The organism is Bacillus sp. A015 (assembly GCF_053851875.1).
Genome location: NZ_JBSPZB010000018.1, coordinates 1 through 14817, shown reverse-complemented (window position 1 = coordinate 14817; position 14817 = coordinate 1). Strand labels below are relative to the sequence as shown.

At 44.1% G+C, this 14817-nt stretch carries 14 protein-coding genes and 2 riboswitches; of the genes, 1 reads left to right on the top strand and 13 read right to left on the bottom strand.

What is annotated here, in order from left to right:
• Window positions 1-51 precede the first annotated feature (51 nt).
• The 13 genes from purF to ACSLGF_RS14250 all read right to left on the bottom strand — a co-directional run bounded on the left by purF (window position 52) and on the right by ACSLGF_RS14250 (window position 13409).
• The gene (gene purF / locus ACSLGF_RS14310) at window positions 52-1482 is read right to left on the bottom strand and encodes an amidophosphoribosyltransferase (protein ID WP_099727392.1); all 1431 of its coding nucleotides are present in this window, start codon (window positions 1480-1482) and stop codon (window positions 52-54) included.
• Window positions 1458-3689 carry a phosphoribosylformylglycinamidine synthase subunit PurL gene (purL, locus tag ACSLGF_RS14305; RefSeq protein ID WP_456006556.1) on the bottom strand — a complete coding sequence of 744 codons (2232 nt, stop codon included), beginning with the start codon at window positions 3687-3689 and terminating at the stop codon, window positions 1458-1460. The genes purF and purL overlap by 25 nt, the downstream gene beginning before the upstream one ends.
• Window positions 3673-4356: a phosphoribosylformylglycinamidine synthase subunit PurQ gene (gene purQ, locus ACSLGF_RS14300; RefSeq protein ID WP_456006554.1), complete on the bottom strand. Its 684-nt coding sequence runs from the start codon at window positions 4354-4356 to the stop codon at window positions 3673-3675. Before purQ ends, purL begins: the two co-directional genes overlap by 17 nt.
• Window positions 4353-4607 (bottom strand): phosphoribosylformylglycinamidine synthase subunit PurS, encoded by a 255-nt coding sequence (gene purS / locus ACSLGF_RS14295; RefSeq protein WP_003214349.1) that lies wholly within the window; start codon window positions 4605-4607, stop codon window positions 4353-4355. The genes purQ and purS overlap by 4 nt, the downstream gene beginning before the upstream one ends.
• Window positions 4600-5322: a phosphoribosylaminoimidazolesuccinocarboxamide synthase gene (purC, locus tag ACSLGF_RS14290; RefSeq protein ID WP_456006552.1), complete on the bottom strand. Its 723-nt coding sequence runs from the start codon at window positions 5320-5322 to the stop codon at window positions 4600-4602. The genes purS and purC overlap by 8 nt, the downstream gene beginning before the upstream one ends.
• A gap of 71 nt (window positions 5323-5393) precedes the next feature.
• Window positions 5394-6689 carry an adenylosuccinate lyase gene (purB, locus tag ACSLGF_RS14285; protein ID WP_099727396.1) on the bottom strand — a complete coding sequence of 432 codons (1296 nt, stop codon included), beginning with the start codon at window positions 6687-6689 and terminating at the stop codon, window positions 5394-5396.
• Entirely contained in the window at window positions 6686-7828 is a 1143-nt protein-coding gene (purK, locus tag ACSLGF_RS14280; protein ID WP_456006549.1) for a 5-(carboxyamino)imidazole ribonucleotide synthase, read from the bottom strand. The genes purB and purK overlap by 4 nt, the downstream gene beginning before the upstream one ends.
• Window positions 7821-8309: a 5-(carboxyamino)imidazole ribonucleotide mutase gene (purE, locus tag ACSLGF_RS14275; protein WP_050945777.1), complete on the bottom strand. Its 489-nt coding sequence runs from the start codon at window positions 8307-8309 to the stop codon at window positions 7821-7823. The genes purK and purE overlap by 8 nt, the downstream gene beginning before the upstream one ends.
• 171 nt (window positions 8310-8480) lie before the next feature.
• A riboswitch (purine riboswitch) is annotated at window positions 8481-8582 on the bottom strand.
• Window positions 8583-8661: 79 nt separating this feature from the next.
• On the bottom strand, window positions 8662-8862 hold the full coding sequence (locus tag ACSLGF_RS14270; protein ID WP_099727399.1) for an NETI motif-containing protein: 201 nt from the start codon (window positions 8860-8862) through the stop codon (window positions 8662-8664).
• Window positions 8859-9413, bottom strand: a complete 555-nt coding sequence (locus ACSLGF_RS14265) for a DUF2179 domain-containing protein (protein WP_456006547.1) — start codon at window positions 9411-9413, stop codon at window positions 8859-8861. The genes ACSLGF_RS14270 and ACSLGF_RS14265 overlap by 4 nt, the downstream gene beginning before the upstream one ends.
• A gap of 406 nt (window positions 9414-9819) precedes the next feature.
• Window positions 9820-10611, bottom strand: coding sequence for a hypothetical protein (locus ACSLGF_RS14260; protein WP_456006545.1), 792 nt, complete (start codon window positions 10609-10611; stop codon window positions 9820-9822).
• Window positions 10612-10825: 214 nt separating this feature from the next.
• Window positions 10826-12151 (bottom strand): NCS2 family permease, encoded by a 1326-nt coding sequence (locus ACSLGF_RS14255; RefSeq protein WP_456006543.1) that lies wholly within the window; start codon window positions 12149-12151, stop codon window positions 10826-10828.
• A 144-nt stretch (window positions 12152-12295) separates the two neighbouring features.
• Window positions 12296-12397: riboswitch (purine riboswitch) on the bottom strand.
• 115 nt (window positions 12398-12512) lie between these two features.
• Window positions 12513-13409: a LysR family transcriptional regulator gene (locus ACSLGF_RS14250; RefSeq protein ID WP_456006541.1), complete on the bottom strand. Its 897-nt coding sequence runs from the start codon at window positions 13407-13409 to the stop codon at window positions 12513-12515.
• A gap of 101 nt (window positions 13410-13510) precedes the next feature.
• Between ACSLGF_RS14250 and ACSLGF_RS14245 the strand changes: the two genes are divergently transcribed.
• Complete coding sequence (locus ACSLGF_RS14245; protein WP_456006539.1) at window positions 13511-14698, top strand: MFS transporter; 1188 nt, start codon at window positions 13511-13513, stop codon at window positions 14696-14698.
• The last annotated feature ends 119 nt before the right edge of the window (window positions 14699-14817 follow it).

Here is a 14817-nt window from a genome sequence, read left to right as displayed (position 1 = left end):
GAATGAAAGAGCAGCATATCAAATCATCTTGACTGCTGCTCCATTATTCGATTATTTCGTCAGGACTGTTTCCTTCACATGCGGAAGGACAGTATCTTCATAAATTTCAGTCGGGTATTTTCCAGTAAAGCATGCTAAACACTGACCACGCTGCGGATCATCATACGTTCTGCCAATCCCGTCCATTAAACCGTCTACAGATAAAAATGCAATGGAGTCTGCACCGATTTCCTGTCTAATTTCTTCAACTGAATGAGAAGAAGCAATCAGTTCTTCGTGTGTGGACGTATCAATTCCATAAAAACACGGATGAGCGATTGGCGGTGAACTAATGCGTACATGCACTTCCGTTGCACCCGCTTCTCTTAGCATCGTAACAATTCGGCGGCTCGTTGTTCCGCGTACGATCGAATCATCCACCATGACAACACGCTTTCCTTCGACAACCCCGCGCACAGCAGACAGCTTCATACGCACGCCCTGCTCACGCAATGCTTGAGACGGCTGAATAAATGTCCGGCCGACATATCGGTTTTTAATTAAACCAAGCTCATACGGAATGCCTGTTGCTTCGGCATATCCAATCGCTGCAGAAATACTAGAATCTGGTACCCCTGTGACAACATCTGCTTCCACATGGGCTTCTTCTGCAAGCTTCTTGCCAAGATTCTTTCTCGCACTATGCACGTTGATGCCATTGATGTTGCTGTCAGGTCTTGAGAAATAAATATATTCCATGCTGCACATGCTGCGGTTAATGTTCATAGAGAAGCGCTCAGATTTTAATCCTTCATCATTAATGATCAGCATTTCGCCAGGCTCCACATCTCGTAAATACGTTGCGCCGACGACATCAAATGCACATGTTTCAGAAGCGACAACATAAGCGTCCCCAAGCATACCAAGTGAAAGTGGACGTAAGCCGTTCGGATCAAGCGCCACAATCATTTCTGTTTCCGTCATAATTAAGAAAGCATAGGCTCCTTTAAGCATAGACAGGGCATTTTTGATCTGTTCCTTCAATTCAACATACCCGCTTCGCTTAATTAAGTGAGCCAGCACCTCTGTATCAGAGGAAGTTTGAAAAATGCTCCCTTGGTTCTCAAGCTGCTGCTTTAATTGCGTTGCATTCACTAAGTTCCCGTTATGAGCAAGGGCAAGACTGCCGTTATTTTGCGAGCGAAAGAAGAGGGGCTGCACATTTTCAAAGCCGCCTCCGCCTGCTGTCGCATACCGAACGTGTCCGATCGCTCCTCTTCCCTTTAAATCCTTTAGCTCACCGTTTTGAAAGACTTCCGTAATCAGTCCAAGGCCTTTGTGTGACGTCAGGTTTTCACCATCTGTTGCAATGATTCCCGCACCTTCCTGTCCTCGGTGCTGAAGGCTATGCAATCCGTAATATGTGATTTGCGGGGCTTCTTCGTGTCCCCAAACCCCAAAGACACCACACTCTTCGTTTAAGCCTCTGATTTCAGCAAGCATGGGATCGCTCCTTTCCATGCGCGTTCAAGCTCGTTGACCGCCGCATGAATCCATTGTTGTCCTTCTTGATTTTTGACGATAAACACACCATCATTTGTAACCGTTCCGACTTCTTTTGCATCCTTCACAGCCGCAGCAAACGCTTCGCGGTGCTCTGGCTTGACTGTCACAACAAAACGTGACTGCGATTCACTGAATAATGATGCTTCGCTGTTTAAATCGATTTGGATATCAGCACCAAGGCCGTCTGTTCCAAACGTACTCTCAGCAAGTGCCACACCAAGTCCGCCTTCAGTTACATCATGCGCTGATTGAACAAGTCCGTTTTGAATCGCCGCTAGAAGGGCTTCCTGACGCGTGAGCTCGACATCCAAATCAATTTCAGGTGCTTTTCCGTAGATACGGCCTTCTGTCATCTTTTGAAGCTCACTGCCTGCAAATTCTTCCTTCGTCTCACCAATGACGAAAATCACGTCGCCTGCCTGCTGGAACGATTGAGTTGTAATATGAGCTGTATCTCTAACCAAACCAACCATCCCAATGACAGGTGTTGGGTAAATCGCTGTTCCATTTGATTCGTTATATAAAGAGACATTACCACCGATAACCGGTGTGCTTAGCGTACGGCATGCTTCGCTAATGCCGTCAGCAGACTTTTCAATTTGCCAGAAAATTTCTGGTTTCTCCGGGTTACCGAAGTTCAGGTTATCTGTTACTGCAAGAGGACGAGCGCCTGAGCAGACAATGTTACGTGCTGCTTCTGCGACTGCGATTTTCCCGCCGACCTCTGGATCAAGGTAGAGATAGCGTGCGTTACAATCTGTTGTCATCGCCAGGGCTTTTTTCGTTCCGCGGATTCTTAAAACGCCCGCATCAGAGCCCGGTGCAACGACTGTATTTGTTCGAACCATATAGTCGTATTGATCGTAAACCCATTCTTTACTTGCAATCGTTGGCTGCTGGAGGAGCTGCTTTAACGTATGTGCTGCATCTGTAATGTCAGGTGCTTCGACTTTTGTTTCTAAGAACTCACGATAGTAAGCAGGCTCACTTGACGGCTTGTGATAAACCGGTGCTTCCTCTGCAAGTGCATCAACAGGAAGCTCACAAACTACTTCTCCTTGATGGAGTAAACGAAGCATTTTATCATCTGTCACATGACCGACTGATACAGCTTCAAGATCGTATTTTTCGAAGATATCAATGATTTCTTGTTCGCGGCCTTTTTCAATGACCAAAAGCATTCTCTCTTGCGATTCAGACAGCATCATTTCATAGGCCGTCATGCCTGTTTCACGCTGCGGAATGAGGTCTAGGTTCATCTCGATACCAGAACCTGCTTTACTGGCCATTTCCGCACTTGAGCTTGTTAAGCCAGCTGCTCCCATATCTTGAATGCCAACGAGCGCATCGTTTTTGATGACTTCAAGGCACGCTTCAAGCAATAGCTTTTCCATGAACGGATCGCCCACTTGAACAGCTGAACGTTTTTCTTCTGATCCATCAGAAAATTCTTCAGAGGCAAATGTTGCACCGTGAATCCCGTCACGTCCCGTTTTGGCACCAACATACATGACCGTATTGCCAACACCCTTGGCCTGCCCTTTTTTGATGTCCTCATGATTGATTAAGCCAACGCACATCGCGTTAACAAGCGGGTTGCCTTCATAGCTTTGATCAAAATGAACCTCTCCGCCGACTGTTGGAATACCGATACAGTTTCCATAGCCTGCGATCCCTGCCACTACTTCTTCAAACAAGTACTTCACGCGCGGTGAAGTCAGTTCACCAAAACGAAGAGAGTTTAATACAGCAATTGGACGCGCACCCATAGAGAATACATCACGGATAATCCCGCCGACACCTGTTGCCGCTCCTTGATACGGTTCAATCGCAGATGGATGGTTATGTGATTCGATTTTAAATACAACCGCTTGGTTGTCTCCAATATCAACGATTCCAGCGCCTTCCCCAGGGCCTTGAAGAACATGTTCTCCTTTTGTCGGGAATTTGCTTAAAACAGGCTTCGAGTTTTTATAACTGCAATGCTCTGACCACATCACAGAAAAGATACCCGTTTCTGTGTAGTTTGGCAGCCTGCCAATAATGGATTCGATTAAAGCGAATTCTTCATCACTCAATCCCATTTGCTGATACAATTTCTCTTCTTTAATTTGCTTGTGACTTGGTTCAAGCAGTAGTGACATGAGTGTCCCTCCAATTTTTCACGATAGATTGAAACAATTTAAGTCCGTCTGCGCTGCCTAGTAATGAATCAACCGCGCGCTCAGGGTGCGGCATCATGCCGAGTACATTGCCCTCTTCATTCGTTACACCTGCGATTCGATTGACACTGCCGTTAATATCGCCTCCGTAAGTGAAAGCGATTTGGCCTCGTTCAATCAGCTTCGCTAAAGTGTCTTCGTCACAGTAGAAGTTGCCTTCACCATGTGCTACAGGAATCGTAATGGATTCGCCTTTTTGATAGCCGCTTGTAAATTGCGTTTCGTTGTTCTCTACAATGAGTTCAACTGGACGACAGATAAATTTCAGGTCTTTATTCCGTCTCATCGCACCTGGAAGAATGCCAAGCTCCTGAAGAATTTGGAACCCGTTACAAACACCAAGAACAGGTTTTCCTTCCTCAGCTGCTTTTTTCACAGCCGGCATGATGTTAGAGAAGCGAGCAATCGCACCACATCTTAAGTAATCCCCATAAGAGAAACCGCCTGGTACGAGTATACCGTCAAATCGGTCAAGACTCGTTTCGTCGTGCCATACATATTCAACTTGTTCACCTAACTCATCTTGAATCGCATGGTACATATCGATATCACAGTTAGAGCCAGGCAAGACGATCACTGCAAACTTCACTGTGCGACAACCTCCTCCACCTCATAGCGGTAATCTTCAATCACCGTGTTGGCAAGTAATTTTTCACACATTTCTTTTACGACTGTGTCTAAATCACGATCTGATTTTTCAATGACAAGCTCCATGTATTTCCCGATACGGACATCCTTTACTTCCTGATAAGACATGCTGTGCAAAGCGTGCTGCACGGCACTTCCTTGTGGATCAAGAACGCTCTCTTTTAAGCTGACAAAAATTTTCACTTTATACATGTTTATGGCCTCCAAGTCTTTTGAAAATTTCTTCGTATGCATTCGTTAAGCCGCCCAGGTTTCGTCTGAACACGTCTTTATCAAGCTTTTCGTTTGTGTCTTTGTCCCAAAGCCTGCACGTATCAGGTGAAATCTCATCAGCCAGCAAAATACGATTCTCGTGATCTATTCCGAATTCAAGCTTGAAATCAATTAAATTCACATGGCAATCTGAGAAGATTTGCTTTAACTCTTCATTCACTTGTCTTGTGATCTGTTTCATTTCCTCCACCTGCTCAGGTGTCGCTGCATGTAAAATGCGAATATGATCTTCTGTAATGAGCGGATCACCGAGTGCATCATCCTTGTAGTAAAACTCGATCAAAGGTGTGTACAGTTTCGTTCCTTCTGGGATTCCGAGGCGCTTTGACATACTGCCTGCCACAACGTTTCGTACAACCACTTCAAGCGGAACAATCTGTACCTTTTGAATGAGCTGTTCTGTTTCAGAGAGACGTTTCACAAAGTGATTGTTGATCCCTTTCTCATGCAGCATTTGAAAGATTAAGCTTGAAATTTCGTTGTTCAGTCTGCCTTTGCCTTCAATTTCTGCTTTCTTTTCACCGTTAAATGCTGTGGCTGAATCTTTATATTCGACATATAAAATATGGTCGTCATCGGTCTGATAGATTTTTTTCGCTTTGCCTTCGTAGAGAAGTTCTTGTTTCACAGTCATTCAGGTTGGCCTCCTAATTTGAATGTTGGCAATTTTCAGGATTGGCGCCTGACGAGCAGGCGGCCCATTTCTTACGCAAGACCTAGACGTTCGAAAATCATATCGACATTTTTCAAGTGATAGTTGTAATCGAAGCAGTCAGCGATTTGTTCAGGTGTTAAGCGCGATGTGATTTTTTCTTCCGCTTCTACTAATGAACGGAAATGCACTTGCTTTTCCCAAGCTTCCATTGCCTTTGGCTGAACGGTGTCATAAGCTTCTTCACGTGCCATGCCTGTATCGATTAACGCGAGAAGAACACGCTGTGAGTAAATCAAGCCAAGTGTGCGATCCATGTTGCGTTTCATGTTCTCAGGGAAGACCGTCAAGTTTTTCACGATGTTTGAGAAACGATTCAGCATATAGTTCAGTGCAATCGTTGCATCTGGTAAAATGATGCGCTCAGCAGATGAATGAGAAATATCACGCTCATGCCAAAGCGGTACATTTTCATAAGCTGTCAGCATATAACCACGGATGACGCGGGCAATCCCCGTCATGTTTTCAGAGCCGATTGGGTTCCGTTTATGCGGCATCGCTGATGATCCTTTTTGTCCCTTTGCGAAGAACTCTTCTACTTCGCGTGTTTCACTCTTTTGGAGACCACGAATTTCAACAGCAAATTTCTCAATGCTTGTAGCCACTAAAGCAAGGGTTGCCATGTAATCTGCATGACGATCACGCTGCAAGGTTTGGGTAGAAATTGGTGCAGCTTTGATGCCAAGTTTCTCACATACATATTGCTCAACAAACGGGTCGATGTTCGCATATGTGCCAACAGCACCAGAGATTTTACCGAATTCGATGCCAGCTTTTGCTTGTTTAAAACGTTCTAAGTTACGCTTCATTTCTTCGTACCAAAGAGCAAGCTTCAGGCCAAATGTTGTCGGTTCAGCGTGTACACCGTGTGTACGGCCCATCATGACGGTATATTTGTGCTCTTTTGCTTTTTCTTTTAGTATGTCAACAAATCTCTCAATGTCCTTGAGCAAAATATCGTTCGCCTGTTTTAATAGATATGAAAGCGCCGTATCCACTACGTCTGTAGAGGTTAACCCGTAATGAACCCACTTTCTTTCTTCTCCTAGAGATTCAGATACAGCACGCGTAAAGGCAACCACGTCGTGGCGCGTGTCTTGTTCAATCTCTAAAATACGTCCAATATCAAAGCTTGCATTCTTGCGCATTGTCACAACGTCTTCTTTCGGAATGATGCCAAGTTCTGCCCAAGCTTCACAAGCGAGAATTTCTACTTCAAGCCATGCATTAAATTTGTTTTCCTCTGTCCAGATTGCTGACATTTCTGGTCGTGCGTAACGTTCGATCATTTACCGTTTCCTCCATCTCTTTCAGTCCATATGTTTGTGATGTTTGTCATCCATTCATCATCGAGCTTTTTCATAAACGTCATATGCCCCATTTTGCGGCCGGCTTTTACTTCATGCTTTCCATATAGATAAAGCTTCGCTTCCTTTAGAAGCTCAGGATGCTCTTTTGGGATGTCTACTTCATCGCCTAATAAGTTCACCATCATGCCCTCTGATAAAAGGGATGTACCGCCAAGCGGCAAACCACATATCGCACGGATGTGCTGTTCAAACTGACTCGTCTCACATAAATCGAGTGTATAGTGACCAGAATTATGCGGGCGAGGTGCCAGTTCATTGACGAGCAGCTTTCCTTCGTTTGTCAGGAACAGTTCTACAGCAAGTGTACCGACTAGCCCTAGCTTTTCAGCCAGTGTCGTTGCCAGCTCTTTCGCCTTTTCCTCAATGCGGTCATCTACCCTTGCAGGCACAATGCTTTGGAATAAAATATTGTGCTTATGAATGTTCTCAGCGACTGGGAATACCGCAATTTCTCCATGAACAGACCGCGTGACGATGACTGAGAGCTCCATTTGAAATGGGACCCAGCTTTCTAAAATACAAGTTCCGTGAGTGAGGAGTGCAGCAGCTTCATGAAACTGCCCTTTCTCTTTGATCACGTACTGTCCTTTTCCGTCGTAACCGCCCCTGCATGTTTTCAGTACAGCAGGCAATCCAAGCACGCCCGCTGCGTCTTCTAGCTCCTTTTCATCATGAATGATGCGGTAAGGTGCTACTTCACAGCCTGCGTCTTCAATTCCTTTTTTCTCGCTTTCACGGTTTTGAGTTAACAGAAGAAGTTCGCTTCCTTGCGGTAAATACGCCTCTTCCTTCAGCTGATTAAGTGCATCATAATCAATATTTTCAAACTCATATGTCACCACATCGCTGATTTCCGCTAGCTTTCGAATCGCTTCAAGGTCACTATATGCGGCTGTGATTTCAGTATCAGCAACCTGTCCACATGGAGATTGTGTGACTGGATCTAGGGCAGCTGCCCGGTACCCCATTTGCTTTGCACTGACGGCCATGTATCTCCCAAGCTGTCCTCCGCCGATAATACCGATGGTTGCGTTCGGAAAAATGGTCTGCTTAGCCAAGCTGATCACTGCTTTCTAGTACAGTCTGTTTTGTTTGCTCTCTTCTTTCTTCAAGACGAGCTGCAATAGTTTCATCAAATGCTGAGATCATTTGTGCGGCTAGCAGGCCTGCATTTGTTGCACCGGCTTTGCCAATAGCCACTGTCGCAACTGGCACACCGCCTGGCATTTGAACGATGGATAATAACGAATCCAGCCCATTTAATGCTTTTGATTGAACGGGCACACCAATGACCGGCAGTGTCGTTTTTGCTGCGACCATCCCCGGTAAATGTGCTGCGCCTCCAGCACCGGCAATAATGACCTTTAGTCCTTTACCTCTTGCTTCAGTCGCATATTCAAACATCAAATCAGGTGTCCGATGTGCGGATACAACCTGTTTTTCATACGGAATGTCTAATTCCTCTAAGATATCGCACGCATTTTTCATTGTTTCCCAATCAGATGTACTTCCCATGATGACACCTACAAGCGGCTTCATTTTGTCCCCACCTTTAAGCTGATATTCGATTTTGTATCGTTTGACACGCTCCCCAAACCTAAGCAGCTTGTCAAACGCCGAACAAAAAGACCCGATTTGCATTGCATTGTTAGGAAGCAACACAAACCGGGCCATGGTAAGCGCTGTTCGCTTTTTTTAAACGCCATGTCAGTTTTGTTCACTATCCTGCATAGTCCAGTCATTTACGGTAACTGGGTAGAAACTTATGGGCCATATTCCCAAGATTATATGAGGTTCGTGTTTTGATTTCATGTTTATCTTAACAACGGATGTTCATGATGTCAACGGATTTATCGAACAATCTATGAAGTCGTCGTTTTAATGTTCGTGTTTAGACTATTTTTCCTTCAAATACGATTTTTTTCCCAATCGGAATGATCTGAATCGACCCATTTTCCTTCTTTTCCTGAAAGATCGGCTCCTCCATTCGACGGACAGGCGAATAGCCTTCTTCTGCCATCTGGGACAACACTTGGTCGATCGTCATGTTGTCTTCCACGTAGAATTTCTTCTTCTTTGGTTTTGCGGTCATTCTTTAATTCTCCTTTTCTTCACAGCCTTCACCCAGAAGCCGCCGTGAATCGATTTGGGCTCATATGAGATGATAAACGCCTTTGAATCAAGCGTTTTAATCGTTTCATATAATTGCAGTTCATATTTTCTCGGTGTTAAAATTTGCATTGCTGACCGGTCTCCTTCAAGACCGCCTGCTGCCCAGGTGGTGACACCATATCCTTTTTCCCTCAGTTGTCTTGGGAGATCAAGATCCAATTCTTTTGTAATCACGTTCACAGTAATGTAGCCAAGTGCCAGCTTCTCTTCAATTTTCATCCCGACAATGATCCCAATCCCATAACCTAACGCATAAGCAATGACATTTTGTACTTGATCTAAGTTATCGAGCACGATACTTAACCCAATGACATAAATGAGCATTTCGACTGTACCAGCAAAGGCAGCTGCGTATCGTCTGCCTTTCATTGTTAAAATCAAACGCATGGTGGAGAAAGAGACATAGACAATATTAATCACTAAAATGATCAAAACCATGGTGAACGCATTGGATAAAAGTTGTTGAAGCACGATTCGAACCCCCTGCACTAAAAATCAAATAAAGCACCACATATTCTACTAGAGAACAAACCTTGATACAATCAAATTTGCGCGAGAAAAACACATATATCTTTCGACAACAAGGGTGGCCTTTGTTACCAAGAGTTTACCCGTTTTTTCCTCTTCTCAACATGAAAACCTCCTTTTCGAAAAAAGGAGGTTCAGCGTGTAGACAAACCCTCGCATTCTTTGTCAGTCCTGCGTGCCGGTGCTCACGAATGTCAAATTCGCTCCGCTCCGGTACTCGTCCTTCCTAGACTTCAAAGGTTTTCTATCACGCTGAAAAGAAGACAAAGGGCTAAAATAAAGTTCATTTTAGCCCTTTGCCAACAATCTGAAACCTCCTTTTCGAAAAAAGGAGGTTTTCACAAATATTTTATCCAAACCGGACAGGAACAAGTGATGGAATCAAATACTCTCCAACAATGCTCCACAGCAGTGCAATGATGATCAGCTCAACCAATAAAAATGCCCAGCCGGCATACATCAAATCTCCACGTACGGCTTCATGCTCCGATTGAATGGAACGAAAGAGCACAACAGCTATTAACTGGAGACCAAAAAACATCATTACAGATAACATGACGGTCACATATGGAATATTCAGCATGGCAAATACAAGCCAAAGAATGGATAAAAGAAGCACCGGCACAAGCGCTGCCCCAAATTTCATGATCACTTCTTTCAGCGATATGTTCCCTTTCAGCATGTACTTCCCAAGCACCCAAACCGTGAGCATCATCAATGTCAACAAGATGAGTGTAAAGACGGCTACCCTCAAAAAGGCGTCGCCAAAAGAATAATGAATGCCAAAGCCTAATAAACGGGTCTTTGACGCCTTTAATTGAACATAGTTACCTAAAGCAAAAAACACGCTGAATAACACAATTGAAATCCAGGCGTACTTCATGCGCAGTGTTTCCGCTTGATTTATCGCTTGACTCGGTGATTTTAACATCGCAAGTCCATATGAGCCATAGCGCTTAAAAGCGCCGCCTACACCTCTCATGATGCGCTGAATGGCTGAACGCTCATCATCAGCTGGCTTGGAGGTTCTCCCTCGTTTTGCAGCGCTGCGGCTGAGGCGGGATTGCCTTGTTTCTTGATCTATTGATGACTCTTCGTTTCTCGTTTCAGATGTGACCTGCTCTTGATCTTTCTCTAACATCTCATATCAACTCCTATCCCAATCCGTACAGGCTCAGGTGAATGACCTGTTCGGATGACTCCTATTAAAGTAGCGGAGTCTCTCTATTCAGTCAAGATTCCTTGACCTTCATACGAATAGACGGATAAAAGACCGCAGAGGTTTTAAAATGGCAAGAAAATAAGACAAAACAAAAAAACAGCAGCTTCCATGAGCTGCTGTTTTAGGCGAACAATTAATGATTTAAGAACGCAAAGTAAAGAATAAAGATGACAAACAATCCGTACATAATTGGATGCACTTCTTTCGCTTTCCCTTTAAAGATCATGGTGATCGGGTAGAAAATAAAGCCAACCGCAATCCCTGTTGCAATACTGTATGTCAGTGGCATCATAATCATCGTTAAGAAAGCTGGTACAGCAATTTCAAAACGATCCCAGGCAATTTTCGCTAGCGGAGCTACCATCAATGCACCGACAATGATTAAAGCAGGTGCTGTCACATTTTTTGTAACAATTGATAATAGCGGCGAGAAGAACATCGCAAGCAAGAAAAAAATACCTGTTACGACAGCTGCAAAACCAGAACGAGCACCAGCAGCAACACCTGAGCTGGATTCAACATAAGATGTCGTTGTAGATGTTCCAAGAACAGACCCCACAACAATAGAAGAAGAATCCGCCAGCAATGCTCTTCCTGCACGCGGTAGCTCATTATTTTTCATTAAACCAGCTTGGGTTGCCACAGCCACAAGTGTACCAGCTGTATCAAAGAACCCAACGAATAGGAACGTTAAAATGACAACAAGCATTTGGATCGAGAAGATCTCTGGCAAGTGAATCAAGGCTTGCCCAAAGGTTGGAGACAGACTTGGAATGCTTCCCACAATTTGAGATGGTACTGGCACAAGACCAAAGATCATTCCAGCAATAGCTGTCACAAGCATCCCAATGAAGACACCTGCATTCACACGAAGAACCATTAAAATGACAGTCACCACAATACCAAACACCGTTAACAGCACAGGACCACTATGAATGTTCCCGATAGAAACGAGCGTATTATCATTATTGGCGATAATGCCAGAGCCTTGCAGACCGACAAACGTAATGAACAAACCAATACCAGCACCAACCGCCAGCTTCAGCTCAGCCGGAATGGCGTTGATGATTTTTTCACGGAAACCTGTTAAAGAAAGGGCAACGAAAATCAATCCTGAAACAAAAACACCTGATAATGCTGCCTGCCATGAGATTCCCATGCCAAGAACAACCGAGAAAGCGAAGAACGCATTCAGACCCATACCTGGTGCAATCGCAATCGGATACCTGGCGATCAATCCCATCAGGATACACCCTGCAGCAGAGGCTAACGCTGTTGCTGTAAAGACAGCCCCCTGATCAATTCGTAATTTATCTGGAAAATCCGGTACTGCCACTAAAGCAAGTGTGATCGGATTGACAAACAAGATGTAAGCCATCGACAAAAATGTCGTTAAACCGCCGATGATCTCTCTGCGATAATTCGTTCCTAACTCATCAAACTGAAAAAACTGTTTCAAAGCCAACTGACTCCCTTCATGTCCTTTTGCTTTAGTCTGTCCCATTCACAAGTCAAATAAAAAACGCCCCAACAGTTTGGGACGCTTGACTACAATTGTGAATTCAGAACGTGACATAAAACAAGAACAATGCATGATTTATATCAAACGAGTGTGAATTGACGTAGTCAAGCCATTTACGGTAGCTTGGTAGAAACTTGCGGGCCATATCCCCGCGATTATACGACTTCTATCTATTTGATTTCTGTGTCTATTGTACCAACTTCATTTTTAAAACACAATACGAAAAGCGAACATTTTTCAAAGAAATGTCCGCTTTATTCGTCTTATTACACGAATTTGGAAAATCGTATCTAGTTCTTTATACACCCTTCTCCGAATTCCTCTCCTTTGTAAAAACCGTCTCGGCTACATGGAAAAACTCTTTCACTGCAGGGGAAGCTTGGGAGAGAGATGGACAGGCGAGCGCAACCTCACGATGATGTGACACATTCAGCTGACTAATTTGCACATGCTGCTGCGTTTTCAAAAATAGCTCAGGGCCTATCGTGACACCAAGTCCTTCCCCGACCATACGGGCAATGGTCGTACAATCATGTACCTCAAACAAAACAGATGGCTTCATTTGCGCCTCCGAAAAAATATCCTCTACATGTGATTGATACATACCAGTCGGCATAATAAATGGTTCATCCGCCAAATCTATTATGTCTACAATGGGCTGCTGCTCAAAACGATGATTTGGGTGATAGGCGACCACCATCTCATCTTTCATGAGCGTCAACAAATCAAAAGTTTCATCTGCATTGCCTTTCACAACAAATCCAACATCAATGATGCCAGAATCCAGCCACTCCAATATTTCTTCATACGTCCCTTCATAAAACTTGAATTCAATCTTCGGATGCTTTTTCTGATAGCTCACAAGCAGTTTAGGCAATAAACAAGCGGATGCACTGGCAAATGTCCCGATACGAATCAAGCCCATTTCGATATTTTTCGTTAAAGCAATTTCTTGCTGGATCTTCTCCACTCTATTTAACACTTCTCTAATATGCGGGAGAAGGGTTTGACCAATGTCCGTCAGCATAATGCCCTTTTTCCGGTCACGAATGAATAAAGACACACCCCACTCTGACTCTAAACTAGCCACTGCATGACTCACGGCGGACTGCGTCATATTTAATGCCTCAGCTGCTGCTGTAAAACTGCTAAGCTCAACCACTTTCGCAATAATGTCATAACGAACAAAGCTCATGAGTATTTACTCATCCCCTTCATGAAAAACATCAATTTTACTTATGTTAGCACGGAATTTAAACTAAACACAACGTCTTAAAATGAAGGAAGGATTCAAAAATGAAAAACACATCTCATCAACTATTGATTATTCTTTTAGCTGTCGGTTCATTTGTCACAGGCACTTCAGAATTTGTCGTGTCAGGTATTCTAGACATCATTTCTGTTGATTTACACATCTCCATTCCTGCTGCCGGGCAGCTCATCACGGTCTACTCTCTCTTTTATGCAGTAGGCGCCCTCTTTTTAGTTATGGCAACGTCGAAATTGAACCGAAAAAAGGTTTTGTTATCGGCTATTTTTGTGTTTATTTTAGGCAATGTGGTCGCCTTTTTTAGCCATCATTTTGTGCTGCTCATGCTTTCTCGGGTCATCATGGCCATGAGCGGCGGTTTATATATTGTGGTCGCCACAAATTATGCAGCGCAGATCGCCCCGCCAGAAAAAAAGGGAAGTGCGATGGCGACTGTCATCACTGGGTTTACAGTTTCGTTGGTACTTGGTGTGCCAATCGGGACATTTTTATCAGCACATGTGGATTGGCATTATATTTTTCTCATCATCGCTCTAGGTACCGCTTGTCTCTTAATCCTTCTTTATCAATTATTACCTCGCATGAAGGGACATTCTCATGTGCCATTGAAACAGCAAGTTCAAATCCTTCAAGATCGCAGGGTGATCAGCGGCTTAGCAACGACAGCCTTTTGGATCTTAGGCTACACGATGGTATTCGCTTATATCTCTCCATTATTACGACAAACCGCTGGCTTTTCTCTTGAAATGACAAGTATCGCATTACTCGTTTTAGGGATTTCTGCTTTTATTGGCTCACGCTTTGGCGGCTTCGCTGTTGATCAATGGGGGCCAAACCGAACCATCTCGATCAGCATCATGATCCAGATGCTCGCTCTATTCACCCTATTTTTTACACAATTTTCTACAATTAGCGTCTTGATCACATTAGCCATATGGGGCATCGCCACATGGACGACAACGCCCGCGAAGCAGTTTTACCTCATCTCTCTAAAACCCCAAGCATCAGAAACCGTGCTGAGCTTTAATACAGCGATTATGAATATTGGCATGATGCTTGGATCGTCAATGGGCGGCGTGATCATCCAATATACAAAGATCACATATTTGAGCTGGATTGGCGGGTTAGCCAGTTTTGTTGCGTTGATGTTGATTCGGTACTCGTTCAATCGTAATCGACTGGTGCATCAACAGACAAAAAGCGAACATGTATAACCATGTTCGCTCAGATTGTAGAGAAACTCATGTTTTTCTACAATCTTTTTTATTTTCAACGTAAGTATGATGGATGAGATTTAATGAAAAAGGCCTCCCACACACCTAGCCTAGCTTCG

Bases quoted from the DNA above. Each gene is read 5' to 3' on its own strand.
- purF (WP_099727392.1), bottom strand. From the start codon at position 1,482: ATGCTTGCTGAAATCAGAGGCTTAAACGAAGAGTGTGGTGTCTTTGGG.
- purL (WP_456006556.1), bottom strand. From the start codon at position 3,689: ATGTCACTACTGCTTGAACCAAGTCACAAGCAAATTAAAGAAGAGAAA.
- purS (WP_003214349.1), bottom strand. From the start codon at position 4,607: ATGTATAAAGTGAAAATTTTTGTCAGCTTAAAAGAGAGCGTTCTTGAT.
- purC (WP_456006552.1), bottom strand. From the start codon at position 5,322: ATGACTGTGAAACAAGAACTTCTCTACGAAGGCAAAGCGAAAAAAATC.
- purB (WP_099727396.1), bottom strand. From the start codon at position 6,689: ATGATCGAACGTTACGCACGACCAGAAATGTCAGCAATCTGGACAGAG.
- purE (WP_050945777.1), bottom strand. From the start codon at position 8,309: ATGAAGCCGCTTGTAGGTGTCATCATGGGAAGTACATCTGATTGGGAA.
- ACSLGF_RS14270 (WP_099727399.1), bottom strand. From the start codon at position 8,862: ATGACCGCAAAACCAAAGAAGAAGAAATTCTACGTGGAAGACAACATG.
- ACSLGF_RS14260 (WP_456006545.1), bottom strand. From the start codon at position 10,611: ATGTTAGAGAAAGATCAAGAGCAGGTCACATCTGAAACGAGAAACGAA.
- ACSLGF_RS14250 (WP_456006541.1), bottom strand. From the start codon at position 13,409: ATGAGCTTTGTTCGTTATGACATTATTGCGAAAGTGGTTGAGCTTAGC.
- ACSLGF_RS14245 (WP_456006539.1), top strand. From the start codon at position 13,511: ATGAAAAACACATCTCATCAACTATTGATTATTCTTTTAGCTGTCGGT.